A 22,878-nucleotide genomic window follows, 5' to 3' on the forward strand; every position below is an offset into this window, starting at 1 on the left:
ATCGCAGAGTGACCACCCGATCACTCTGGGAACGCGAGAAAAAGATCAGGTGCCGGCTTCCTGCTGCCGCATCCAGCGGATCTCGGCCTCGATGAACTCGTCGATGTCGCCGTCCAGGACCGACGTGGGGTTGCCCGCCTCGACGCCCGTGCGGAGATCCTTGACGATCTGGTACGGGTGCAGGACGTAGTTGCGGATCTGCGTGCCCCAGCTGCTCGTGCCCTCGCCGCGCAGGGCGGACATCTTCTCCGCCTCCTCCTGCCGCTTGCGCTCCAGCAGCTTCGCCTGCAGGACGTTCATCGCCGTCGCCCGGTTCTGCAGCTGGCTCCGCTCGTTCTGGCAGGACACGACGATGCCGGACGGCAGGTGGGTGATCCGCACCGCCGAGTCGGTCGTGTTGACGCCCTGCCCGCCGGGACCGGACGACCGGTACACGTCGATGCGCAGCTCGTTCTCGTCGATCTCGACGTGGTCGCTCTGCTCGACGACCGGGACGACGTCCAGGCCCGCGAACGACGTCTGCCGGCGGCCCTGGTTGTCGAACGGGGAGATGCGGACGAGCCGGTGCGTGCCGTGCTCGCCGCGCAGCGTCCCGTACGCGTAGGGCGCCTTGACCGTGAACGTCGTCGACTTGATCCCGGCCTCTTCGGCGTAGGACGTCTCGTAGACCTCGGTCGGGTAGCCGTGCCGCTCCGCCCAGCGCAGGTACATGCGCTGCAGCTGCTCGGCCCAGTCGGCCGCGTCGACCCCGCCGGCCTGCGCGTTGATGGAGACGAGCGCCTCGCGGGCGTCGTACTCGCCCGACATCAGCGTCCGGACCTCGAGCTGCTGGACGGCCTTGTGCAGCTCCTCCAGCTCGCCGTCGGCCTCCGTGCGCGTGTCGGCGTCGTCCATCTCGGCGGCCAGCTCGTACAGGGTCGCGGCGTCGGCGAGGCGCTGCCGCAGCCCCTCGACCTTGCCCAGCTCGCTCTCCAGGTACGACAGGCGGCGGGTCACCGACTGGGCGCGCTCCTGGTCGTTCCACAGGTCGGGGTCGGCGGACTGTTCGCGCAGCTCGGCGATGTCGCGCCGCATGCCGTCGAGGTCCAGCACCTGCTCGATGCCGGACAGGGTCGCGCCGAGCTCCTTGAGTCGCTCTTCCGGTTCCATACCTGCCACGCTTCCGAGCTTATCGCCGTCCCGGCAGTGCCGGGCGCGCCCGGCCAATACCCTGGGTGGCACAATCGGCGAACGGGGGGCCCGGCCGGACGGCCTGAACGGCAGGCGGAGGCGGGCCCGGGGGACGGAGCTTTGCACAGGATCGCGCGCGCGTTCGCGGCCATCGCGCTGCTGCTGCCGGTGACGGCCGCGGGCTGCGCCCAGCAGAGCGCGCCGGAGGTGCGGCCCACCGCCGCCATGCCCACGCCCTCCCCGCCCGAGCCCGTCGAGCTCACCCCGGAGGTCGCGAAGGAGACCTTCCGTACCTATGTCGTCAACGAGGACGTGGCCCGCGCCGCGGGCGACGAGCGGCTCGCGCTGACCTGGACGTCCGACGGGCAGTCCCAGCTCACCGCGGCCGAGTTCCGCAAGGCCGCCTACGACGGCGACCCCGTGCGCCGCTTCGACTACGGCAAGCCCGAGCTGTACGTGCCCAAGCTGCAGCAGGGCGGCTATCCGCAGTGGTTCGTCGCGTCGGTGGACCGCTCGGTCGTGGGCGAGACCGACGGCGCGCGGCGCGTGCTGATGTCGTTCATCCTGCGCGGCGCCGACCGCCGCTGGTCCCTCACCAACGCCGTCGTCGTCGACCGCGACGCCGACCTGCCCGCCGTCGCGATCGACGACGAGGGCTACGCCGAGGCGCTGAGCAGCGACGACACGTCCGTCCTGATCCGGCCGCAGGAGATGGGCGGCATCCACGCCACCATGGCCGCGGAGGGGGAGGGCAGCGTCGCCGCGAAGGTCATGGAGGCGGGCACCCGGACGAGCGGCTACTACGAGCGCGCCGAGAAGGCGAAGGAGCGAGCCGCCGAGGACGACCTGACGCTGACGGTCGTGCCGACCGCGACGTCCTTCCCCTACTTCGGGCTGCGCACCGAGGACGGCGGCGGACTGATCATCTACTCGCTGTACCGCAACACCTCGCTCATCTCCGAGGCGGCCGCCGACGATCCGGAGGCGCCCCGGCCGGAGATCCCCGGCGACGCGGAGCACCTGCTGGACGGGACCGTCGAGGGGAACAAGGTCGACACGGCCTCCACGCTGCACTTCGCCGCCTACGACCCGCCCCGCGCGGACGGCGAAGGCGGCGAAGGCGGCGCGGACGGCGAGGGGGACGGCGAGGGAGACGGCGAGCCGTCGCCGAGCGCGTCGCCGGACGGCGAGCGGCGGACCGAGGAGAACCGGGAGAGCGGGGACGGTGGATCGGGGGAGTCCGGGGCCGTCAAGGCGCGCGTCGTCGGGGACGGCGGCGCGGTCACCAGGGCGGCCACGCCGCCGCTGAAGAAGAACTGACCTGCCGGAAAGCGGCCGGAGTTCCCGGCGGCGGCGTTGGTGAGAAGCCTCTCAGCAGCTTCAGTACACGCGCTGTAGCACGAGCGCCACGAACAGCAGTGCCACCAGAACCGCGAGGACGAGCATCGGCGGCAGCGACGGGCCGTGCCGGTGCATCTGCGAGCGGGCGATCCTGCAGGTCGGGCAGCGTCCCTCGACGACCGGGTTCGAGCAGCGGGCGCAGATCAGATCTTCGCAGCTCATGGTGTCGCCCCCATCTGCGTGCTCGGCACGCGGGTCCGTGCGGATGCGTCGATCACCGACTTATTAGGCATCTTTCCCATCGTCCAGCCTAGCCGGACTGTATGGTCGTTCCGGCAAGTCCGGAATCTTGAACGGTACGAACCACCCGGGGACGGCCCCGGGCCCCGCACAGAGTGGGCGCGGTGAATCCCGCCGCGTCATCACCACCACGTCGAGTGGGACGAGGTAGTTGACTGTCCCCTCTACACTGCTCGCAGGCTCGTCGGCCCGTCCGGCCGCAGAGCCGGGCGGCGCAGGCCGAAAGCGACGGATCGGATCCGCCGCCGCAGGTCGGGCCGCTCCCCAACCCCTAGAGTGAACCGCCGTGATGCAGCCGTGATCAATTTCGACAACGTCACCAAGGTCTATCGGAGCCAGAACCGGCCCGCCCTCCAGCATGTGAACGTCGCCATCGACAAGGGCGAGTTCCTGTTCCTGGTCGGTCCCTCCGGATCCGGCAAGTCGACCTTTCTGCGACTCGTCCTCAAGGAGGAGCGTCCTTCCCAGGGTCACGTGCACGTGGCGGGCAAGGACCTCACCAGACTGAGCAACTGGAAGGTGCCGCACCTGCGCCGCAGGATCGGCTGCGTCTTCCAGGACTTCCGGTTGCTCCCCAACAAGAACGTCTTCGAGAACGTCGCGTTCGCCCTCGAGGTGATCGGCAAGCCGCGGCGCTTCATCGGCAAGGTCGTGCCCGAGGTCATCGACCTGGTCGGTCTCGAGGGCAAGGCCCACCGGATGCCGCACGAACTGTCCGGCGGCGAGCAGCAGCGCGTCGCCATCGCGCGCGCGTTCGTCAACCGGCCGATGATCCTGCTGGCAGACGAGCCGACCGGGAACATCGACCCGGCCACCTCCATCGGCATCATGAAGGTGCTGGACCGCATCAACCGGACCGGCACCACCGTCGTCATGGCCACCCACGACGCCGCGATCGTCGACGCCTTCCGCAAGCGCGTCGTCGAGCTCGAGGACGGACGGGTCGTCCGCGACCAGTCGCGCGGCGTCTACGGCCAGGCCTACTGAGCTTCCCGGCCACCCGACCGGCCCACTGACGGCTCCCATCTGAACCACCCGTTCCCGCCACCGCGACACCGCCGGGACGACGACAGGCGACCAAGGACAGCGAGGCATGCGCGTACAGTTCGTTCTTCAGGAGATCTGGATCGGTCTCCGCCGGAACCTGACGATGACGATCTCCCTCATCATCACGGTCGCCATCGCCATGGCGCTCTTCGGCACCGGCCTGCTGATCCGCGCCGAAGTCTCCTCCTCCAAGAGCTACTGGCAGGACAAGATCGAGGTCTCGATCTTCCTCTGCGCCCAGACCAGCTCGAACCCGGCGTGCCAGGGCAAGGACGTCACCGAAGACCAGCGCGCGCAGCTCGAGCAGCAGCTCAAGGGCATGTCCGAGGTCTCGGAGGTCACCTACGAGAGCAAGGAGGAGGCGTACCAGCGGTTCAAGGAGCGCTACGCGGGCTCGCCCGGCTTCGTGGAGAGCACCCGCGAGGGCGACATTCCCGACTCCTTCCGGGTCAAGCTCAAGGACGCCGAGGAGTACCAGTCCGTCGCCGAGGCCGTGCAGAGCCGCCCCGGCGTCGACTCGGTGATCAACGAGCAGGAGATCCTCGACCGGTTCTTCGGCATCCTCAACGCGCTGCAGTGGGGCGCGCTGGTGGTGGCCCTGATCCAGGTCGTCGCCTCGGTCCTGCTGGTCGGCAACACCGTCCGGCTGTCGGCGTTCAACCGCCGCCGCGAGACCGGCATCATGCGGCTCGTCGGCGCCTCCAACACCTACATCCAGCTGCCCTTCATCCTGGAGGGCGCGATCGCGGGCCTGATCGGCGGCGTGTTCGCCTCGATCATGCTGGTCGCGAGCAAGTTCCTGCTCATCGACCGGCTCGCCGACGACATCCAGCTCATCGCCAAGCTCGGCTGGGGCCAGGTGCTGTCGGTGATCGTGGTGTCGATCTGCTTCGGCGTCCTGCTGTGCGCGGTCGCCTCCTTCCTGACGCTGCGGCGATACCTGCGGATCTGAGCGGAACGCCGGGCCCGCACCGGTCCCGACTCTAGACTTGCGGCATGGTCCCCTCCGGTCGCCTGCTTCGCGGTGCCGTCATCGCGTCCGTCGTCCTGGGTGCCTACGGTCTGGGCGCGGTCAGCGGCCCGGGGCCCGAACGGCACGCCGCGGTCGCGGGCGGGTCCGTCCTGGACGAGGCCGCGGCGAAGATCGGCGGCAGCTCGGCGCACCCCGTCGGACGCGCCGACCTCGACCGGCACGCGATCGAGGGCATGCTCCGCGCGCTCGGCGACGAGTGGGCCCGCTACTACCCGGCCCGCCGGTACGACGACGTCGAGGGCCGCCTCAACGGCCACTACAGCGGGGTCGGGCTGTGGCTCGGCGCCGAGGGCGGCCGCGAACGGGTCCGCGTCGCGAGCGTCCAGCCCGGCACCGCCGCCGCACGCGCCGGGGTCCGCACGGGCGACGTCATCACCGCGGTGGACGGCGCGTCCACCGCCGGCTGGGACCTGGCCCGCGTCGCCGCGGCCCTGCGCGGACCCGAGGGCGGCACCGTCGACCTCACCGTGACCCGCGACTCCCGCGGCCGCACGTTCCGTCTCGTCCGGACGCCCGTCAGCGCGGGCGACGTGACCGTGACCGACGGACCCGGCGGCGTCCGGACCATCCGCGTCGGGGCGTTCACCCGCGGCACCGGCGACCGCGTCCGCGCGGCCACCGCGCCCGCGCCGTCCGCCGGGTACCTCCTCGACCTGCGCGGCAACCCGGGCGGGCTGCTGGAGGAGTCCGTCGAGGCCGCGTCCGCGTTCCTCGCGGGCGGGCCGGTCGTGAGCTACGAGCGGCGCGGCGAACCGTCCCGCGGCTACACCGTGGCCCGCCCCGGCGACGCGAAGACGCCGCTGGTCGTGCTCGTCGACGCGGGCACCGCGAGCGCCGCCGAGATCGTCGCCGGGTCCCTGCGCGACCGCGACCGCGCCGTCCTCGTAGGATCACGTACATACGGCAAGGGGTCGGTGCAGGAGCCGATCGAGCTCTCCGACGGTTCGACGATCGAGCTGACCGTGGGTCGCTACCGCACCCCGAGCGGCCGTAACCTCGACGGTGTCGGGGTCGAACCCGACGTGGCGGTCTCCGCCGACCGCCCTCCCGAAGCGGCCGAGCAGCGCGCCCGGACGGTGCTGCGCGGCCTGGACGCGACGCTGCCGGACAAGGACCGAGGCTGATCACGTGTCACGCGACACAGGGCGCAAGCTCATCGCCCAGAACAAGCGGGCCCGCTACGACTACCACATCGACGACACCTGGGAGGCGGGCATGGTGCTGATGGGCACCGAGGTCAAAGCCCTCCGCGCGGGCCGCGCCTCCCTGGTCGACGGCTTCGCCCAGGTCAGGGACGGCGAGGTGTGGCTGGAGAACGTCCACATCCCCGAGTACACCCAGGGCACCTGGACGAACCACGCCCCGCGCCGCCGCCGGAAGCTGCTGCTGAACCGGCGCGAGATCCAGAAGATCATCGACAAGACGTCGGATCCCGGCTGGACGCTCGTCCCGCTGTCGCTGTACTTCAAGGACGGCAAGGCCAAGATCGAAATCGGCGTGGGCCGTGGTAAGAAGTCCTACGACAAGCGGCAGGCCATCGCCAAGCGGGAGGCCCAGCGGGAGATGCAGCGCGCTCAGGCGGCCCGGTTCAGGAGACGGTGAAGGGTGTCGAAGACCAATCGAGGCCGGACGCGCCCCGTCCGGCGGGCGATCTCGCTGGCCGGCTGCGGCGTGCTCGTCGCGTCCCTGACCACCGGCTGCTTCGCCGAGCGCTCCGCGATGCCCGCCGTCCGCGACTTCCTGATCGCGTGGTCGGTCGGCAACTACGAGGCCGCCGCGGGCAACACCGTCGGCGCCGATGAGAAGCAGGTCGCGGACGCCCTCGGCAAGGTGAGCTCGCAGCTGGACGCCGCGTCCCTGCGGCTCTCGATCGGCGTGGAGGGCGCCGACCCCGGTGCCGAGGCGATCGTCAAGGACGGCGAGACCGCGCAGGCCTCGTTCTCCGTGAAGGTCGACCTGGGCGAGAACGGGAAGCCCTGGGACTACAAGGGCCACATGGACCTCAAACGGGTCGGCGGCCGGTGGAAGGTCGTCTGGAGCCCGTCGATCATCAACCCGAAGCTGCAGCAGGGCCAGCGGCTCGCGGTGACCAGCGAGGTCCCCGAGCGCGCGCTGATCACCGACACCAACGGCAACTCGCTGCTGAACCCCGTCCAGGCGTACCAGGTCGGGGTCACGCCGGGGCGGCTCAAGGACCCGAAGAAGACCCTGGACGCGCTCGCGAAGGCGACCGAGATGGACGGCGGCCGCCGCCTCGACGCCGAACGCCTCCGCGGTCGCGTCCTGTCGGCGCCGCCGCAGGAGTTCCTGCCCCTGATGACCCTGCAGACCAGCCTGCACACCCCGCTGATCCAGCGGCTCCACGGCGGCATCCCCGGCCTGCAGTTCGTCCAGGTCACCCTGCCGATCGCGCCGAAGGCCGCCCCCGAGCTCGTCGGCACCCTCGGGCCCGCGACGTCCGACCGCCTCCAGGAGGTCGGCGCCCCCTACCAGCCCGGCGACACCATCGGCGTCAGCGGCCTCCAGCTGCTCATGCAGCGCCGCCTGGCCGGCACCCCGACCGTCAGCGTCGTCGCGCAGGACCCGAACGGGCAGCGCACCTCGCCGCTGGAGACCTGGCGCGGCGAGCAGCCGCAGGAGGTCCGGACGACGCTCGACCCGGGCGTCCAGGTCGCCGCCGACACGGCCCTGAACAACCTGCAGTTCCCGGCGTCCCTCGTGGCCGTCCGGCCCAGCACCGGCGAGGTGCTCGCGGTCTCCAACCACGGCACCGGGGGCGAGAACCGCGCGTTCGAGGGCCACTACCCGCCCGGCATGACGTTCGGGATCGTCTCCACCGGGGCGCTGTTCTCCGGGGGCGGCGTCTCCCCGACCACCGAGTCGACCTGCCCCGGGCAGGCGAACGTCGGCGGCAAGGACTTCAGCACGCGGGGATACCGGGACGGCGAACTCAGCGACCACCTCGCCCTGTCCTGCAAGACCACCCTCGCGCAGCTCAGCGGCAAGATCGACGGCAAGACCCTGCTGGCCGAGGCCGCCCGCTTCGGCATCGGGCAGAACTGGGGCCTGGAGGTGCCCGCGTTCACCGGCTCGATCCCGGAGCCCCGCAACCCCGGCGAGCTGGCCGCCACCATGACCGGTGAGGGCGGCGTCGAGGTCAGCCCTCTCTCGATGGCCCTGGTCGCCGCCGCCGCGCAGAGCGGCACCTGGCGGCCCCCGTACGTCATCAAGCCCGAGTCGGTGACCAACCCCGAGCAGCGCGCGGCCCCCCAGATCCTCCCGCCCCAGTCGGTCGCCGACATCAAGACCGTCCTGAAGAACAGCGCGGAGAACGGCACGGCCCAGAGCGCCCACGTCGACGGCGACGTCGTCGGCGCCACCTCCTTCACCAGGTACGACCAGGACGGGAAGCCCAAGAACGTCTCGTGGTTCGTCGGCTCCAGGGGCGACGTCGCCGTCGCCGTCGCCGTCGAGGGCCAAACCAACGCCGCCGCGGTCGCCGGAGCCTTCTTCGGTCGACTTTGAAACACCTTTACGTCCTGACCGCAACCTGAGCCCACCTTCCGAGCGTCTTCCCTGGTGACTGAGAAACCGCTGGGGGTTGCGGACTCAGTCGCCGTGATGAGACCAGAGCCTCGTCTCGGGGGAGGCTCTGCCGTCCGGACCGGCCCGACCCTGCCGGTCGAACCCGGGCGGGCGCCACGTCGCCCGCCCGGGTTCCACGCGTCCACCGGGAATCACGTTGCCCGCCGGCGCGTTAACCTAGTAACGTCAAGCTGTGCGGCCTGCGGGTCGCTTTGACAACTCAACATGGGGGTGACCGGCTTCGACTTCGGTCGATCGAGCCAGGAGAAGCGGGTCGAGGGTTGCTGTCGTGACCTCGTAAATCCTGTGACAGCAAACCAATAACTGCCAACAAGAAGCAGTCCGAGTTCGCCCTCGCCGCCTGAGCGAGGAGCGAACTCTGTCAGCCCGGGTGAGTCTCCGCCCCGGGGTCTGGCATCATCAGGAGACTCCACCTAGCAGCCCGGTCGCGGGACTGTAAGGGACAGCTAACAGCGACTGAGCCCGTCGGCGACTAGCCTGCGTGAGCGCCGGGGCCGAGAAACCGCCTAGCAGGCTGCACCCGGAGAAGCCCTGACTCATCATCGAAGGACGCGGGTTCGATTCCCGCCACCTCCACTCGGGAGAAGTGTGCTCGTCGGCCTGCGGCCGACTTCGCCCACTCGCTCCGGTCCTCATTGGGGGGACGACCCCCCAAACCCCCCCGGTGTGGGGGCTCCGCCCCCACGCCCCCGCCACTCGTTGGGTGGGGGCGCTGTTGAAGAGCGGCACTCGGACGCCATGGTGTCGTCCATGGCCTACGTGATGCGCTCCGCATGCCGGGCGGCAGGTTTCAGGCGGCTCGGCGGGGGGCGAAGACGGCCGCGCCGCCGTCGGATCCGCCGTGCCTACGGCCCAGCGGGAACGTGTCCGGCTGGGCCGCTCGTGTTCTGGCTCGGCAGGGGCCTAGCGGCGGACCTTGAATTTCAGGTGCAGTACCCGGTCTCCCTGGATGACCACGTGGGGGTCCTCCAGTAGAAGCTGCCCGTCAATGCTGCCGAAGTAGCGTTTGCCCGCCCCGAACACCACCGGCACCACATCCATCGCGACCTCGTCGACAAGCCCGGCCGCGAGGATCTGGCCGCCCACGTCGCCGGCGTTCACGGCGACGATCCGCTGCCCGGCGAGTTCCCGGGCCTTGTCGATCGCGGTCGTCACGTCGTCGACGAAATGGTACGAGGCCTCGGGGTGCCAGCCTTCGGGCTTCGGCCGGTGGGACACCACGACCACGTGGTCGCCCGCGGGCGGTTGCCCCTCCCAGCCGTTCACCAGGTCGAACAGGGTGCGGCCCATCACGATCGTGCCGATCGACTCCCACATCGACCGGACGTACTCCGCCGATGCACGTGAGACCTTGAAGCCGGTTCCGGTCCCGGAATGGTCGTACCGCCGGTCGCCGCCTCCGGTGATCGGGGTGTCCCCGCTGAAGTACCACTCGTGGAGCGGCCCGACGTCGTCGTGCGCGTCGGCGATGAAGCCGTCCACCGACGCCACGTTGTGCATGATCACTGTGCCCACGGGTTCTCCTCCGGTCTGCTCGCCTCCGATCTTGCCGCCCCGAGGGGTGACCGGGCTTGTAAGAAATCAATCGGCGGGCATCGGACCGTCGTCTGGCGGGAACCCCTGCTCGGCGGGGCACCTCCGCCGCAGGGCCAGGTATTCCGTCGGGGTGTGGCCGGTGAAGTCCTTGAACTCTTTGCTGAAGTGGGCTCGGTCGAAGTAGCCCGCCGTATGGGCGAGGTCCGACCAGTCGACCGGACGCAGGGCGTCCACGGACAGGATCAGCCTCGCGAAGCGGTAGATCCGCGCCATCCGCTTCGGGGTGACCCCGACATGAGACTTGAACTGCGCGGCCAGGTGGTTGCCGCTCACCCCGGCGGCATCGCTCAGCGCACCGATCGAGAGTGCGCCGTGCGCGGTCTCCAACCGCCCGCCCGCGTGCTGGACCAGGTCGAGACCGCGCGGCGGAGCCGCGGCGAGCCGCGATCGCAGCTCCTCCTCCAAGGCCCGCAGCGCTTCGGTGGCCGAGGCGGTGTCGGCCACCTGGTTGCGAATCCGGTCTACGGAGCGTTGCCAGACGGCGTCGACCGGCACCCATCGGTTCCGTAGTTCGGTCACCGGCACGCCGACGAACGGCGCCATCCCCCAAGGCTTGAAATGCACCCCGACGAGCCGTACCAGCGTGGGGTACTCGACGAGAAAACGCCTGGTCCAGACGCCCATGAACCACCCATCGGTCAGCAGTGCCGACGGCACCGAAGGGTCGGAATCCCGCAGGCGGGCGGGTCCGCCCAGGTTGACGAACAGGTGCGCCGACGGCATCGGCGGCACGTTCATGCGGCGGTGCCGCGGCACTCCGGTCAGGCAGTAGATGTCGTCGATGAACTGATCGAGCGGAGGGGCGGGCACCCGGCCGACGTACTCCATCGGCTCAGTGTGGCGGACGAGGGCTCGGTTCGTCCGGGCAGGAAGCGCCTGCTGAGCTGTGGACGGTGGCCGTCTCCTCGTGTGACCCCTCAGGGCACGCGGTGGTCCACTCGGTCGCGCGGCTGCCCCTGTCTATGACGGCTCTGCGGGCGCGGTGCGGCGGCGTGGCTGTCGGACGGTGGGGGTGCGGGCCGGACGCTCCCCGGGGAGATGTCGAAGGTGCGTTTGAACGCCCGGCAGAACGCCGCTTCGGAGTGGTAGCCGAAGCGGCGGGCGACTGCGGAGAGCGGCTCTCGCGTCTGCTGCAAGTGGTTGCGGGCGAGCTGCATCCGCCAGTGGGTCAGGTAACGCATGGGGGGTTCGCCGATGAGATCGGTGAAGCGTGCCGCGAACGCCGACCGGGACATGCCGGCCTCGCGTGCGAGCGAGGTGAGGCTCCACTCCCGTCCGGGCGCCCGGTGGACGGCGGTGAGCGCCCGGCCGACCTGCCCGTCGCGAAGGGCGGCCAGCCAGCCCTGGCGTGCTTCCGGGGCCGTGTCCAGCCAGGAACGGATCGCTTGGATGACCAGGATGTCGGCGAGCCGGGTCAGGACGGTCTCCCCGCCCGGCCGCAGAGCCTGCGCCTCCCGGGAGATGAGTCGCAGTGCGCTGTGCAGCCATTCGTCGTCCCAGGCGTCGAGATGGACGACCGGGGGGAGTTGGGCGACGAGCCGGTTTCCGGCGGCGTGGTCGAAGCGCACCGCCCCGTAGGTGACCTGCGTGGCCTCGCCGCCTCCGCCGTGCCGCATGATCTCGTACCGTTCGCTGATCTGCTCGACCGGGATGTCGAAGAGCGCCTCGGTGGCGGCGTGCGGATCGCTCCGGAAACGGTGCGGCACGCCGTGCGGGAGGAGTGTCAGGCCGCCCGCCTGGAGGAGCCGGGGTTCGGCGCCGTCGACGTCGAGCCAGCAGTGTCCGGTGGTGACGACCACGAGCGTCATCAGTCCCGGTAGCGCCGGGACGGCGACTCCCCAGGGGGCGGTCAGCTCGGCCCGGCAGTAGAGCGTGCCGGTCAGCCGCAAGAGGTGGAGGGCCTCCCCGAGAAGGTCGGTGTGAGCGGGCAGCGGTCGGGCACCGGTCGGCATGCCGCCATCCTGCCTCCTCGGTCGATCCGTCCGCCAGTCTGGACGAACGGCAAAGAGGATCGGATCCACGATGATTGTTCGTCCGGTGCATGCCTTTGAGACTGGGTTCAGTCGTCCAGGATCAAGGAGCATCGCATGTCATCTCGTCCCATCCTCGTTATCGGGTCGACCGGGAAAACCGGTCGGCGCGTCGCCGGACTGCTCGCGGAGGGCGGTCAGGAGGTCCGCCGGGCCGGGCGGCGCACCGACCCCCCGTTCTCATGGGAGCGGCCGTCCACGTGGCCGGCCGTGTTCGACGGCGTCGGCTCCGCCTACGTCGCCTATGCTCCCGACCTCGCCGAACCGGGTGCTCCCGCGAGGATCGAGGCCCTGACCTCGTGCGCGGTCGATTCTGGTGTCGGGCACCTCGTGCTGCTTTCGGGCCGGGGCGAACGCAACGCGCAACGCTGCGAGCAGATCGTCCGCGAGTCCGGTCTGAGTTACACGCTCGTCCGGGCCGGGTGGTTCGCCCAGAACTTCAGTGAGGGCCCGCTGCTGGAATCGGTGCGGCGCGGTGTGATCGCCATGCCCGCCGGTCAGGTGGCCGAACCGTTCGTCGACGTGGACGACATCGCCGAGGTGGCCGTGGCCGCCCTCACCGACGACCGGCACGCGGGCCGGTGCTACGAGCTCACCGGGCCGCGGCTGCTGACCTTCGCCGATGCGGCGGCCGAGATCTCGGCGGCCGCGGGTCGCCCGGTCGAGTACGTCGCCGTCTCCTCGGAGGAGTTCCGCGCCGCTCTGTCCTCGGAGGCCGGCCCCCGGTACGCGGACCTGCTCACCGATCTGTGCGCCGAGGTGTTCGACGGGCGCAACGCCGATCTGGCCCACGGGCTGCAGGACGCGCTCGGCCGCGAGCCGCGAGACTTCGCCGACTTCTGCAAGGCCGCCGCGTCCGCCGGAGTGTGGGGGCGATGAGCACGCGGGTGGATCCGCGTTCGGCCGTCCTGTGCGTCGCCGGGCTGGTGCTCCTCGTCGTCGGCGCGGCGGGCCTGACCGTCCCGGCGGCCTTCCACGAGGCGAACGGCATCGACGCCGTTGCCGACGCCGGACTGCTGAGCGAGGCTCGTGCGGCGGGCGGCGTCCTGCTCGCCGCCGGTGCGTTCGTTGTGGTGGGCGCGTTCGTCGCCCGGTTCGCGGTCGCCGCCGCCTGGGTCGGTGCCGTGTGCTACCTCGCGTACGGGCTCTCCCGCCTTCTCGGGATGGCGATCGACGGGATGCCGGGGAGCGGGCTGGTGATGGCGGCGGCGGTCGAGCTGGCCTTGGCTGTGGCCTGCGGCTCTGTGCTCGTGCGCCGTGGCGGCCGGACGGCGCCCCAGGACGCCCACCGGCGGCCGGAGCCGTGATGAGCGGACGACGTCAGGATGTCTGACCTGCGCGAACGTGCGGGCGGCTGTTCCCCTTGGCGGGTCTCAAAGGGAAAACTCATCCGGGGGCAAGTCCGCTCTCAGCGTCGTCGTGAACGGTGAGTGTCGTCCTGATGTCACGGCAGTGGAGGAGTTCATGGACGAACGGCGGGAGTTCGAGGGCCGGCCGCTCGCGCGCCCCGGCGAGGAGATCGTCGACCAGGGGCTCGGGTTCGACATCGGCACCCTGGTGAGCCGGCGGCGGATGCTCGGGCTGCTCGGCCTGGGGGCGGCGGGCCTGGGGCTGGCGGCGTGCGGCGGCGACGGCGGCTCCGCCGCGGCGCCCGACGCGTCGTCCGCGGCCTCGGCGAGCACCGGCGAGATCCCCGATGAGACCGCGGGGCCCTACCCGGGCGACGGTTCCAACGGGCCGGACGTGCTGGAGCAGAGCGGCATCGTCCGCAGCGACATCCGGTCGAGCTTCGGTTCGGCGAGCGGGACCGCCGAGGGGGTACCGATGACGCTCGAACTGACCGTCTCCGACCTCGCCGGGGGCGGGGTGCCCTTCGAGGGCGTGGCCGTCTACGTCTGGCACTGCGACCGCGACGGCGGGTACTCCATGTACTCGGAGGGCGTCACGGAGGAGAACTACCTGCGCGGTGTCCAGATCGCCGACGCCGACGGCAAGGTGAGGTTCACGAGCATCTTCCCTGCCTGCTATTCCGGGCGGTGGCCGCACATCCACTTCGAGGTCTATCCCGATCAGGCGAGCATCACCGACTCCACGAAGGCGATCGCCACCTCGCAGGTGGCTTTGCCGAAGGACGTGTGCGACACGGTCTACGCCCAGTCCGGCTACGAGCAGTCGGTCAAGAACCTGGCGCAGGTCACGCTCGACGGCGACAACGTGTTCGGGGACGACGGTGGTGCCAAGCAGATGGGCACGGTGACGGGCGATGTCGGCGGCGGGTACGCCGTCGCGCTGTCCGCCGGTGTCGACACCGGGACGGAGCCGGCGGGCGGGCAACCGCCCGGCGGTCGGTCCGGTGGTCCGCCGCCCGGGGGCGTTCCGTCCTGAACTTCGGCCGTACCGCTACCCCTGGGCGGTGGGGCGGATCGTGATCTCGCCGATCTCCACGTCGTGGGGCTGGTCGATGGCGAAGGCGATGGCGCGGGCGACGGCCTCCGGCGCGATGGCGAAGCCGGGCATTCCCGCGGGGTCCCCGGTGAGTTCGGTGCGGACGTAGCCCGGGGAGACCGAGGTCGTCCGCAGGACGCCGTCGGTCGATTCCTGGCGGAGCCCTTCGAGGAGGGTGCGGACGGCGTTCTTGGTGCCGGCGTAGACCGCCTGGGTGGGCACGATCTTGAGACCGGAGGTCGATACCGTCGTGACGAGGTGGCCGCGGCCCTGGTGGCGGAACACCGGGAGCGCCGCGGCGATGCCGTTGAGGACGCCGCGGAGGTTGACGTCGATCATCGCGGACCAGCCGTCGGCGTCGAGATCGGACATGGGCCCGAGTCTGGCGATGCCGGCGTTGGCGACCAGCACGTCGAGGCGGCCGAACTCGTGGACGGCGCGGGCGACCAACCGTTCGAGGTCGTCCGGGCGTGTGACGTCCGTGGTGCAGGTGATGGCGCGCCCGCCGCGTGACCGGACGTCCGCGGCGAGTTCGTCGAGGCGTTCCGTGCGGCGGGCGCCGAGGACGACGGCGTCGCCGCGGTCGGCGAGCAGGCGGGCGGTGGCCTCGCCGATGCCGCTGCTCGCGCCGGTGATGGCGACGATCTGCATGGGTGCTCCTTCGCTAAAGTGGACACGTGTCCGCTTCGAACATTAGCGGACACGTGTCCGTTTAGGCGAATCGATCCTGGAGCGAACCGATGTCCCCACGCCGAGCCGACGCCACGGAGAACCGGGCCCGGATCATCGAGGTCGCCCGAACGTTGATCGCGGACTCGGGCGAGGTGCGGCTCAACGCGGTCGCCAAGGCGGCCGGAGTCGGGCAGGGCACCCTCTACCGGCACTTCCCGACCCGGGAGGACCTGCTCGTAGAGGTCTACCGGCGGGAGGTCGACGACCTGGTCGCGGACGCGAAAGCGCTGGTCGCCGAGCGCGAGCCCGTTGAGGCGCTGGCGCGGTGGTTCGCACGGGTCGCCGAGTACGCGCGGGTCAAGCGCGGGGTGTTCGCCGCGCTCGAGGCGGCGGTCTGGGGGGAGCTCGCCGCGCACAGCCTCGGGCCCATCGGCGACGCCGTGACGCTCCTGCTCGACGCGGGCAAGGCCGGCGGGACGATCCGGGCCGACGTCGACTCGCGAGACGTGATCCTGCTGATCGGCTTCCTGACCCGGCTCACGGAGGCCGAGTGGGACGCCCGCGCCCGGCACCTGCTCGACCTCGTGCTCGACGGCCTGCGCACCCGCACGTGAGAGCCCCGGCACTTCACCGGTCGCGGTGAGCGCCGCCCGGGGTCTCGCGGGACACTTCTCCGGCCGCCTATCACGATGGGGTTGTCCGGGGGGTGGGCGGGTGGTGGGGTGGGGACATGGAGACCAAGATCGCGATCGTGACCGGGGGGACATCGGGGATCGGGAAAGAGATCGCGCGCGGGCTGGTGCGGCGGGGGTTCCGGGTGGGGATCGTGTGCCGCAACGAGATGCGGGGGCGGGCGACCGTCGAGGAACTGGCGGCGGAGGTTCCGGAGGCCCGGGTGGAGATCTTCCTGGCCGATCTCTCCGTGCTGATGGACGTCCGGCGGGTGGCCGCGTCGCTGGGCGAGCGGTTCGACCGGGTGCAGGTGCTCGTCAACAACGCCGGGGTTCACCAGATGCGGGCGAAGGTCAGCGCCGACGGGTACGACCGGATGATCGCGACCAACCATCTGGGGCCGTTCCTGCTGACGAACCTGCTGCTGGGGCACCTGGAGAAGGCCGCGCCGTCGCGGGTGGTGGTCGTGGCGAGCGAGGCGCACCGGTTCGCCGGACGGCTGGACGTGGAGCGGTTCGCGGAACCCGGCGGGTACAGCAGGCCGGGGTCGCTGCGCGTGTACGGGCGGAGCAAGCTGCTCAACATCCTCTTCGCGCGGGAGCTGGCGCGGCGGATGGAGGGCAGCGGGGTGGTGGTGAACGCGATGTGCCCGGGGGCGGTCGCGACAGACCTCCTGCGGGAGGCGCGGGGGACGGGGCGGCTGGGATCGCTGCTGTCGCGCACCCCGGTGGTGCGGACGCCCGAGCAGGGCGCGCGGCTGGCGTTGCGGCTGGCGGCGGACGAGGAGTTCGCGGAGCGGAGCGGCGGGTTCTACAGCGCTACGCCCGGCGCGGGGATGCTGCCGGGGCCGGGGGATCCGGAGCTGGCACGGGACGTCTGGGAACGTTCGGCACGCTTGGTCGGGCTCCCGTAGGTTTGGGCGCGTGGATCATCAGTCGCGCTTCAAGGACCTGTTCAACGGCGCCGGGTACCTGCTCCGGGGGATCGGGTGGATCGCCCGGCATCCGCTGCAGTGGCTGTTCGGCCTCATCCCGGCCCTCATCGTGCTCGCCGTCTACGGGACGGCGCTCGGGTTCCTCGCGTTCCACCTCGACGACGTGGCCGCGTGGGTGACGTGGTTCGCCGACGACTGGTCCGAGACGGTGCGGAAGGCGACGCGGGTCATCGCGGGGATCGCGGTGCTGGGCGCGTCGCTCTTCCTCGCGATCCTGACGTTCACCGCCGTGACGCTGCTGGTCGGCGACCCCTTCTACGAGGCGATCGTGGTGCGGGTCGAGGACTCGCAGGGCGGCGCGCCGCCGGAGCCGGACGTCCCGCTGATGACGCAGATCGGGCGGGCGATCAAGGACGCGCTGCTGCTGGGGCTGGTCGCGCTGTGCTTCGCGGTGGTCTTCTTCGCGTGCGGGTTCATCCCGGGCATCGGGCAGACGGTCGTGCCGGTGGTCGCGGCGTGTGTTTCCGGTTACTTCCTGGCGGGCGAGCTGTCGTCGGTCGCGCTGGAGCGGCGGGGGATCCTGCGCAAGGAGCGGTTTGCCCGGATGAAGGCGAACCGTCCGTTGGTGATCGGGTTCGGGGTGGCGACGTTCGCCCTGTTCCTCGTGCCGCTGGGCGCGGTGCTGGCGATGCCGGGCGCCGTCGCGGGCGCGACGCTGATGGCGCGGGAGCGGCTCGGCGCGGACAAATGGCCCGGGGTGGAGCAGTGGCGGGAGGCGCCGGAGCTCCGGCCGGAGCAGTGGCAGCCCGGACACGACCGATAGCAAGCTGTGTCCTGCGCGTGATTACATCCGGGCCGCGTTTGATGATCTTCGCGTAACGTGTGCCGCATGTCCGATCAGGGGGAGCGCGATGCGCGCTGGACCGGTTTGAACGAGAGTGACGCCTCGCACGACGTGTGGGGCAAGGTCGAGTCGCCCGCCGAGTCGCCCGAAGGGCCGCCCGCCGAGGCTTCCGCGGACGTCTCCGATGTGCGCGTGGCACCCGAACCGGACGCGCCGCAGTGGGAGGGCGAGCTGTTCGAGGACGACGCCGCCGGGAGCGACCCCGGCGAGGGCGACTCGAACTACGTGCCGGCGGTCCCGACCGGGTCGGACCGGCCGGTGAAGTCCGGGAAGCCGAGCAGCGGCAACTGGCAGATGCCGGACTGGATGGCCGACGAGGCCGCGGCGGACGAGAAGCTCGGCGCGTCCGGCGACTCGCTGGAGACCGGCGGCCGGTCCCGGGTGGTGCTGTGGGGCGGGGTCGGGCTGCTGGTGGCGGCGCTGATCGCGGCGGGCGGCGTGTACTTCCTGAGGGGCGGCGGCGAGGAGAAGCCCGACGAGGCCGGACGGACGGGCGCGGCCGAGCGGTCGGTCGCGCAGGCGTCGATGCCGCCGGACGCGCGGCTGGAGGCGTTCGCGGGGACGCCGTCGCGGGTGCTGGGCCGGGTGAACGACGAGATGTCGGGGCTGTCGTACCCGCGGCTCGGCGCGCCCTGGCAGGTGCCGACCAAGGAGAACAAGCTGGGCACGCCCGGCTGGTCGGGTCAGCAGATCGTGGTGACCGAGCGGGCCGGTGACCAGATGTGGTATGGGCAGCTGCTCACCGGCACGCTGATCCCGAGCCTGCACAGCGCGTACAGCGGTCCGGAGAGCGTGAAGAACGTGGCCGGGCTCGCGGCGGAGGGATACATCGCGCAGTACTACGGCTTCCAGCAGGGCAAGAAGCCGCTGGCGTCGCAGGCCCTGGACGTGGACGGACGCAAGGGCTGGCTGGTCGCGTCGTACCTGACGTACGAGCGGCAGGGCGTGCGCGCGACGGGCGAGATCGTCGCGACGGCGGTGATCGACACCGGACGGGACGCGCCGGCGGTGGTGTTCGCGTCGCTGCCGAACACGCACAAGAAGCTGTGGCCGGACCTGAACCGGTTCCTGGCGAGCCTCAAGGTCGTCTGACCCTACCGAATGGCGTTCTAATAGGGTGGCCGCACCACGACGGAAGGTGCGGCCATGGCCATCGGAGTGACGGAGGAGCACGCGGCGTTCGCCGCGTCGGTGCGCGGGCTCGTCGAGCGGCACGCGAGGCATGGGCTCGAGCGGCACGCGGGCGATGGGCTCGAGCGGCACGCCGGCGCGGGGCTCTGGGAGGCGCTCGCCGAGCAGGGACTGCCGGGCCTGCACCTGCCGGAGAGCGCGGGCGGCCAGGGGTTCGGCCTGCTGGAGCAGGCCGTCGTGCTCGAGGAGCTGGGCCGGGCGATGGGCCCGGGACGGTACGCGCCCGCGGTGCTCGCGTCGGCGATCCTGCGGGACGGTTCGCGCACCGGGGCGGTCGGCCTGTCGGGTGGTCTGCAGGTGGACGGTTCGCGGGTGTCCGGCACGGTTCGTCCGGTCGTGGGGGCGGAGGACGCGGAGGTGTTCGTGCTCCCGGCCGGCGATCGCTGGGCCGTCGTCGAGCGGGACGCGTGCGAGGTCGAACCGCTGGAGTCGCTGGACGTGGGCCGTCCCGCGAGTGCGGTCACCGTGGACGGCGAGGCGCACTTCCTGGACAGTACGGACGGCCCGGGCGTGCGGGCCCTCGCGGTCGTGGTGTTCGGCGCGGAGGCGTGCGGCGTCGCGGGCCGGGCGCTCGACGAGGCGGTGGCGTACGCGAAGCTGCGCGAGCAGTTCGGCCGCCCGATCGGACAGTTCCAGGCCGTGAAGCACAAGTGCGCGCGGATGCTCATCGCGCTCGAGCGCGCGCGGGCCGCCGTGTGGGACGCGGCGCGCGCGCTGACCGAACCGGACGAGCAGCGCGGTTACGCGGTCGCGGTGGCCGGTGTGCTCGCGGCGGACGCGGCCGTCCAGTGCGCCGAGGGCAACATCCAGGTGCACGGGGGCATCGGCTACACCTACGAGCATGAGGCCCACCTTTTCTATAGGCGCGCCCTGACGCTGCGGGCGATCCTGGGAAGAGCGAGCGAGTACAGGGCAGAGGTGGCGGCGCGCGCGCTGAGCGGTGCCCGGCGCCCGATGGACATCGACCTGCCCGAGGAGGCCGCCGATCTCCGGGAGGCGGTGCGCGCAGAGGTCGCCGCGCTGGCCGCGCTGGAGCCGCTGGAGCAGCGGGCCGCGATGGCCGCCGGCGGCTGGGTGACGCCACACCTGCCGAGGCCGTGGGGACGGGACGCGGGGCCGGTCGAGCAGATCGTCGTCCGGCAGGAGCTGAAGGCGGCGGGAGTGCGGCCCGTGCCGCTGATGATCGCCGCGTGGGTGGTGCCGTCGCTCGTCCAGTACGGGAGCGAGGAGCAGAAGGAGCGGTTCCTGCCGCCGACGCTGCGCGGCGAGATCGTCTGGTGCCAGCTGTTCTCCGAGCCGGGCGCGGGCTCCGACCTCGCCGGGCTGCGGACGCGCGCCGAGCGGGCCGAGGGCGGCTGGAGGATCACCGGGCAGAAGATCTGGACGTCGCTGGCCCGCGAGTCGCAGTGGGCGATCTGCCTCGCCCGGACGGACCCGGACCGGCGCAAGCACGACGGCATCACGTACTTCCTCGTCGACATGGCGTCCGCGGGCATCGACGTCCGCCCGCTGCGGGAGGCCACGGGCGACGCGGTCTTCAACGAGGTGTTCCTCGACGGGGTGTTCGTCCCGGACGACCTGGTCGTGGGCCCCGTGAACGAGGGGTGGCGCGTCGCCCGCAACACGCTCGCGAACGAGCGGGTCGGGCTGACGACGTCGTTCCAGCTCGGCGGCGACGTGCCGAAGCTGCTGCGGCTGGCCCGCGACCTCGGCCTCGACGGCGACCCGGTCGTCCGGGACGGCGTGGGCGACCTCGTCTGCGACGAGCACGCGCTCGACCTGCTGAGCCTCCGCGCGACCCGCAAGCAGATATCGGGCACGGACCCCGGCGCGACGGCGAACGTCCGGAAGCTGGTCGCGATGGAGCACGGGCAGCGCGTCACCGAGTTCGGGTTCGGGCTGCTCGGCGAGCACGGCGCGCTGACCGGCGGGTGGAAGTCGGAGCTGCGCGCCCGCTGGACGCGGCACCTGCTGGCGTCCCGCGCGATGACGATCGGCGGCGGCACCACCGAGGTCAACCTCAACGTGATCGGCGAGCGGATCCTCGGGCTGCCCCGCGACCCCGAGCCGGTCGGGTAGCTTTCCGGCGATGACGGGACGCGCGCGGCACCTCGCGGCCGCACTGACCGGGCTGGTGCTCGGCGTGATCGTGGTGGGGCCGGGGCTCGCGCCCGGGTTCGTCCTGTCCTACGACATGGTGTTCGTCCCGGACCCGGCGTTCACCGCGATGACGTTCGGCCTGACCGGGACGGTGCCGCGGCACGTCCCGAGCGACGCGTTCGCCGTCGCGCTGGGCAGCGTCCTGCCGGGGGACGTCGCGCAGAAGCTCATCCTGCTCGCGATCTTCGTGCTGGCGTGCGCGTCGGCGGCGTCGCTCGTCCCGTCCGAGCGGCTCGTGCCCCGGCTCGCGGCGGGCGCGGTCTACGCGTGGAACCCGTTCGTCGCGGAGCGGCTGCTGCTGGGGCAGTGGGCGCTGCTGCTCGGGTACGCGGCGCTGCCGTGGGCGCTGGCGGCGGCGGCCCGCGCGGGGGAGCGCGGCGGGGGACGGCGGCTGGTGCGGGCGCTGCTCCCGGCGGCGGTCGGCGGGTTCGCGGCGCTGGCGGTGTCCGGGCTCGCCGCGCTGGTGGTCGCGCTGTTCGCGGGGCGGCGGGCGGCGGGGCGGGTGGTCGCGGCGGCGGCGCTGCTGAGCCTGCCGTGGCTGGTGCCGGGGCTGCTGCGGCCGGGCGGCGTGCCGGGGGACGACTCGGCCGTCGGGCTGTTCGCGGCCCGCGCGGACACCCCGTTCGGGACGCTCGGCAGTCTCCTGGCACTGGGCGGGGTGTGGAACGGCGAGACGGTCCCGGACGGGTACGGGGCACCGCTGACGGCGACGTTGTGGCTGGTCGCGGTGGTGGGCGCGCTCGCCGCGTACTGGAGGTGGACGCGGGACGAGCCGTGGCCCGCCACCATGCGCAACGGGATCGCGGCGGCGGGGGCGGCCGGGTTCGCGGTGGCGGCGCTGGGCGCGGTCGCCGCGCCGGTGCTCGCGTGGCTGATCGGGGCGTGGTCGGGGTTCGCGGTGCTGCGGGACGGCCAGCAGTTCGCCGCCCCGCTCGCCGTCGTGGTCGCGGTCGGGGCGGGCATGGCCGCCGACCGGGCCGCGGAGAAGCGGCTGCCGCTGGTCCCCGTGGGGGTCGCGGTGGTTCCCGTGCTGCTGCTGCCGACGCTCGCTTGGGGCGCGGCAGGCGAACTGCGAGCCGTCCAGTATCCGGACGACTGGGCGCGCGCGCGACAGATCATCGACGACGACCCTGCGGCGGGCGACGTGCTGCTCCTGCCGTGGGCCCAGTACCGGAGTTACGCGTGGAACCACGGGCGGCGCGTCCTGGACCCGCTGCCCCGCTACCTGGACCGGCGGGTGATCGTGAACGACGCGGTCACCGTCGGACGGACGAGCGTGGCCCCGGAGGATCCGCGCGCCGTCCGGCTGGCCCCGGCGGCGTCGGCCGGGAGCCCGCCCGCCGCGGCGCTGCGGGCGGCGGGCGTCCGGTACGTGGTGGTGGACGCGGAGGTCGACCGGTTCCGGCCGACGGGCGCGGAGCCGGTGCTGCGCGGCCCGGACCTGGCCGTCTACCGGATCGGCGGGCCGGTGGCGCGGGTGGACGAGCGGGTCGCCGCGGCACCCGTGGTGGTGGCGTGGGCCATCACGAGTGCGGGGGTTTTCTGGTCAATTGTTAGTCCAGGTACTAGCCTGAGCATCCCGTTACTCGGGAGTATCAACGCCCGTTCACCCCGCCGTACCCGACGAAGGGCCCCCTGATGCGGATCGCCATCGCCATTGTGGTCGGAGCTCTGCTGGCCGCCGGCACGTCCCTGGGCGCCGTGCAGCTCGCCAGCGCCTCGCAGGAGGACCCGGTCATCAAGCCGCTGTACAACTACGGCGAGCGCTGACCCTCCC

22 protein-coding genes and 1 other RNA gene are annotated in these 22,878 nt (G+C 71.9%); 17 read left to right on the forward strand and 6 right to left on the reverse strand.

All coding sequences use genetic code 11. From position 1 onward, the window contains the following. Positions 1-45: 45 nt before the first annotated feature. Positions 46-1,158: a peptide chain release factor 2 gene (gene prfB, locus F7P10_RS25900; RefSeq protein WP_151013035.1), complete on the reverse strand. Its 1,113-nt coding sequence runs from the start codon at positions 1,156-1,158 to the stop codon at positions 46-48. Between the two features lie 132 nt (positions 1,159-1,290). Here prfB and F7P10_RS25905 point away from each other — a divergent pair, with 132 nt between their 5' ends. Next, on the forward strand, positions 1,291-2,490 hold the full coding sequence (locus F7P10_RS25905; RefSeq protein ID WP_151013037.1) for a hypothetical protein: 1,200 nt from the start codon (positions 1,291-1,293) through the stop codon (positions 2,488-2,490). Positions 2,491-2,550: 60 nt separating this feature from the next. Here F7P10_RS25905 and F7P10_RS25910 read toward each other — a convergent pair whose 3' ends face one another. Next, entirely contained in the window at positions 2,551-2,733 is a 183-nt protein-coding gene (locus tag F7P10_RS25910) for a hypothetical protein (protein WP_151013039.1), read from the reverse strand. Between the two features lie 375 nt (positions 2,734-3,108). On the opposite strand from F7P10_RS25910, the gene ftsE reads away from it, so the two are divergent. The 6 genes from ftsE (at position 3,109) to ssrA (ending at position 9,076) form a co-directional block, all read left to right on the forward strand. Further along, positions 3,109-3,798, forward strand: coding sequence for a cell division ATP-binding protein FtsE (gene ftsE, locus F7P10_RS25915; RefSeq protein ID WP_151013041.1), 690 nt, complete (start codon positions 3,109-3,111; stop codon positions 3,796-3,798). A 106-nt stretch (positions 3,799-3,904) separates the two neighbouring features. Continuing rightward, positions 3,905-4,810, forward strand: coding sequence for a permease-like cell division protein FtsX (gene ftsX, locus F7P10_RS25920; protein WP_151013043.1), 906 nt, complete (start codon positions 3,905-3,907; stop codon positions 4,808-4,810). A gap of 44 nt (positions 4,811-4,854) precedes the next feature. After that, positions 4,855-6,015, forward strand: a complete 1,161-nt coding sequence (locus tag F7P10_RS25925) for a S41 family peptidase (protein ID WP_151013045.1) — start codon at positions 4,855-4,857, stop codon at positions 6,013-6,015. Between the two features lie 4 nt (positions 6,016-6,019). Further along, positions 6,020-6,493, forward strand: coding sequence for an SsrA-binding protein SmpB (smpB, locus tag F7P10_RS25930; RefSeq protein ID WP_151013047.1), 474 nt, complete (start codon positions 6,020-6,022; stop codon positions 6,491-6,493). A 3-nt stretch (positions 6,494-6,496) separates the two neighbouring features. Further along, positions 6,497-8,416, forward strand: a complete 1,920-nt coding sequence (locus F7P10_RS25935; RefSeq protein ID WP_254716022.1) for a penicillin-binding transpeptidase domain-containing protein — start codon at positions 6,497-6,499, stop codon at positions 8,414-8,416. A 287-nt stretch (positions 8,417-8,703) separates the two neighbouring features. Next, positions 8,704-9,076: a transfer-messenger RNA gene (gene ssrA / locus F7P10_RS25940) on the forward strand. Positions 9,077-9,400: 324 nt separating this feature from the next. Here ssrA and F7P10_RS25945 read toward each other — a convergent pair. The 3 genes from F7P10_RS25945 to F7P10_RS25955 all read right to left on the reverse strand — a co-directional run bounded on the left by F7P10_RS25945 (position 9,401) and on the right by F7P10_RS25955 (position 12,045). Then, the gene (locus F7P10_RS25945) at positions 9,401-10,012 is read right to left on the reverse strand and encodes a dihydrofolate reductase family protein (protein WP_151013048.1); all 612 of its coding nucleotides are present in this window, start codon (positions 10,010-10,012) and stop codon (positions 9,401-9,403) included. A 66-nt stretch (positions 10,013-10,078) separates the two neighbouring features. Next, positions 10,079-10,921: an AraC family transcriptional regulator gene (locus F7P10_RS25950; RefSeq protein ID WP_151013050.1), complete on the reverse strand. Its 843-nt coding sequence runs from the start codon at positions 10,919-10,921 to the stop codon at positions 10,079-10,081. Between the two features lie 89 nt (positions 10,922-11,010). Beyond that, on the reverse strand, positions 11,011-12,045 hold the full coding sequence (locus F7P10_RS25955; protein WP_151013052.1) for an AraC family transcriptional regulator: 1,035 nt from the start codon (positions 12,043-12,045) through the stop codon (positions 11,011-11,013). Between the two features lie 135 nt (positions 12,046-12,180). On the opposite strand from F7P10_RS25955, the gene F7P10_RS25960 reads away from it, so the two are divergent. The 3 genes from F7P10_RS25960 to F7P10_RS25970 all read left to right on the forward strand — a co-directional run bounded on the left by F7P10_RS25960 (position 12,181) and on the right by F7P10_RS25970 (position 14,508). Then, positions 12,181-13,002 carry an NmrA family NAD(P)-binding protein gene (locus F7P10_RS25960; protein WP_151013054.1) on the forward strand — a complete coding sequence of 274 codons (822 nt, stop codon included), beginning with the start codon at positions 12,181-12,183 and terminating at the stop codon, positions 13,000-13,002. Beyond that, positions 12,999-13,430 carry a DUF4345 domain-containing protein gene (locus tag F7P10_RS25965; protein WP_151013056.1) on the forward strand — a complete coding sequence of 144 codons (432 nt, stop codon included), beginning with the start codon at positions 12,999-13,001 and terminating at the stop codon, positions 13,428-13,430. Before F7P10_RS25960 ends, F7P10_RS25965 begins: the two co-directional genes overlap by 4 nt. A gap of 157 nt (positions 13,431-13,587) precedes the next feature. Further along, positions 13,588-14,508 carry an intradiol ring-cleavage dioxygenase gene (locus F7P10_RS25970; RefSeq protein ID WP_151013058.1) on the forward strand — a complete coding sequence of 307 codons (921 nt, stop codon included), beginning with the start codon at positions 13,588-13,590 and terminating at the stop codon, positions 14,506-14,508. A 15-nt stretch (positions 14,509-14,523) separates the two neighbouring features. On the opposite strand, the gene F7P10_RS25975 is transcribed toward F7P10_RS25970, so the two are convergent. Further along, complete coding sequence (locus F7P10_RS25975; RefSeq protein ID WP_151013060.1) at positions 14,524-15,219, reverse strand: SDR family oxidoreductase; 696 nt, start codon at positions 15,217-15,219, stop codon at positions 14,524-14,526. A gap of 89 nt (positions 15,220-15,308) precedes the next feature. On the opposite strand from F7P10_RS25975, the gene F7P10_RS25980 reads away from it, so the two are divergent. The 7 genes from F7P10_RS25980 to F7P10_RS45140 all read left to right on the forward strand — a co-directional run bounded on the left by F7P10_RS25980 (position 15,309) and on the right by F7P10_RS45140 (position 22,871). Next, on the forward strand, positions 15,309-15,854 hold the full coding sequence (locus F7P10_RS25980; RefSeq protein WP_151013062.1) for a TetR/AcrR family transcriptional regulator: 546 nt from the start codon (positions 15,309-15,311) through the stop codon (positions 15,852-15,854). Between the two features lie 116 nt (positions 15,855-15,970). Continuing rightward, positions 15,971-16,825 (forward strand): SDR family NAD(P)-dependent oxidoreductase, encoded by an 855-nt coding sequence (locus F7P10_RS25985; protein WP_151013064.1) that lies wholly within the window; start codon positions 15,971-15,973, stop codon positions 16,823-16,825. 10 nt (positions 16,826-16,835) lie between these two features. Beyond that, positions 16,836-17,669 carry an EI24 domain-containing protein gene (locus F7P10_RS25990; protein ID WP_151013066.1) on the forward strand — a complete coding sequence of 278 codons (834 nt, stop codon included), beginning with the start codon at positions 16,836-16,838 and terminating at the stop codon, positions 17,667-17,669. Positions 17,670-17,735: 66 nt separating this feature from the next. Next, complete coding sequence (locus F7P10_RS25995; protein ID WP_151013068.1) at positions 17,736-18,842, forward strand: hypothetical protein; 1,107 nt, start codon at positions 17,736-17,738, stop codon at positions 18,840-18,842. A gap of 54 nt (positions 18,843-18,896) precedes the next feature. Then, the gene (locus F7P10_RS26000; RefSeq protein WP_151013070.1) at positions 18,897-21,020 is read left to right on the forward strand and encodes an acyl-CoA dehydrogenase; all 2,124 of its coding nucleotides are present in this window, start codon (positions 18,897-18,899) and stop codon (positions 21,018-21,020) included. Between the two features lie 10 nt (positions 21,021-21,030). Then, positions 21,031-22,740: a hypothetical protein gene (locus F7P10_RS42680; protein ID WP_176611657.1), complete on the forward strand. Its 1,710-nt coding sequence runs from the start codon at positions 21,031-21,033 to the stop codon at positions 22,738-22,740. Next, on the forward strand, positions 22,740-22,871 hold the full coding sequence (locus tag F7P10_RS45140; RefSeq protein WP_267898580.1) for a hypothetical protein: 132 nt from the start codon (positions 22,740-22,742) through the stop codon (positions 22,869-22,871). Before F7P10_RS42680 ends, F7P10_RS45140 begins: the two co-directional genes overlap by 1 nt. The last annotated feature ends 7 nt before the right edge of the window (positions 22,872-22,878 follow it).

The sequence above is a fragment of the Actinomadura sp. WMMB 499 genome (assembly GCF_008824145.1).
In the GTDB taxonomy this organism is placed as follows: Bacteria; Actinomycetota; Actinomycetes; order Streptosporangiales; family Streptosporangiaceae; genus Spirillospora.

Excerpts from the sequence above, each read along its gene's own strand:
- F7P10_RS25980 (WP_151013062.1), top strand. The coding sequence starts at position 15,309 with ATGTCCCCACGCCGAGCCGACGCCACGGAGAACCGGGCCCGGATCATC.
- F7P10_RS25985 (WP_151013064.1), top strand. The coding sequence starts at position 15,971 with ATGGAGACCAAGATCGCGATCGTGACCGGGGGGACATCGGGGATCGGG.
- F7P10_RS25960 (WP_151013054.1), top strand. The coding sequence starts at position 12,181 with ATGTCATCTCGTCCCATCCTCGTTATCGGGTCGACCGGGAAAACCGGT.
- F7P10_RS25965 (WP_151013056.1), top strand. The coding sequence starts at position 12,999 with ATGAGCACGCGGGTGGATCCGCGTTCGGCCGTCCTGTGCGTCGCCGGG.
- F7P10_RS25955 (WP_151013052.1), bottom strand. The coding sequence starts at position 12,045 with ATGCCGACCGGTGCCCGACCGCTGCCCGCTCACACCGACCTTCTCGGG.
- F7P10_RS25950 (WP_151013050.1), bottom strand. The coding sequence starts at position 10,921 with ATGGAGTACGTCGGCCGGGTGCCCGCCCCTCCGCTCGATCAGTTCATC.
- F7P10_RS45140 (WP_267898580.1), top strand. The coding sequence starts at position 22,740 with ATGCGGATCGCCATCGCCATTGTGGTCGGAGCTCTGCTGGCCGCCGGC.
- F7P10_RS25995 (WP_151013068.1), top strand. The coding sequence starts at position 17,736 with ATGTCCGATCAGGGGGAGCGCGATGCGCGCTGGACCGGTTTGAACGAG.
- F7P10_RS26000 (WP_151013070.1), top strand. The coding sequence starts at position 18,897 with ATGGCCATCGGAGTGACGGAGGAGCACGCGGCGTTCGCCGCGTCGGTG.
- F7P10_RS42680 (WP_176611657.1), top strand. The coding sequence starts at position 21,031 with ATGACGGGACGCGCGCGGCACCTCGCGGCCGCACTGACCGGGCTGGTG.
- F7P10_RS25975 (WP_151013060.1), bottom strand. The coding sequence starts at position 15,219 with ATGCAGATCGTCGCCATCACCGGCGCGAGCAGCGGCATCGGCGAGGCC.
- F7P10_RS25970 (WP_151013058.1), top strand. The coding sequence starts at position 13,588 with ATGGACGAACGGCGGGAGTTCGAGGGCCGGCCGCTCGCGCGCCCCGGC.
- ftsX (WP_151013043.1), top strand. The coding sequence starts at position 3,905 with ATGCGCGTACAGTTCGTTCTTCAGGAGATCTGGATCGGTCTCCGCCGG.
- F7P10_RS25925 (WP_151013045.1), top strand. The coding sequence starts at position 4,855 with ATGGTCCCCTCCGGTCGCCTGCTTCGCGGTGCCGTCATCGCGTCCGTC.
- F7P10_RS25910 (WP_151013039.1), bottom strand. The coding sequence starts at position 2,733 with ATGAGCTGCGAAGATCTGATCTGCGCCCGCTGCTCGAACCCGGTCGTC.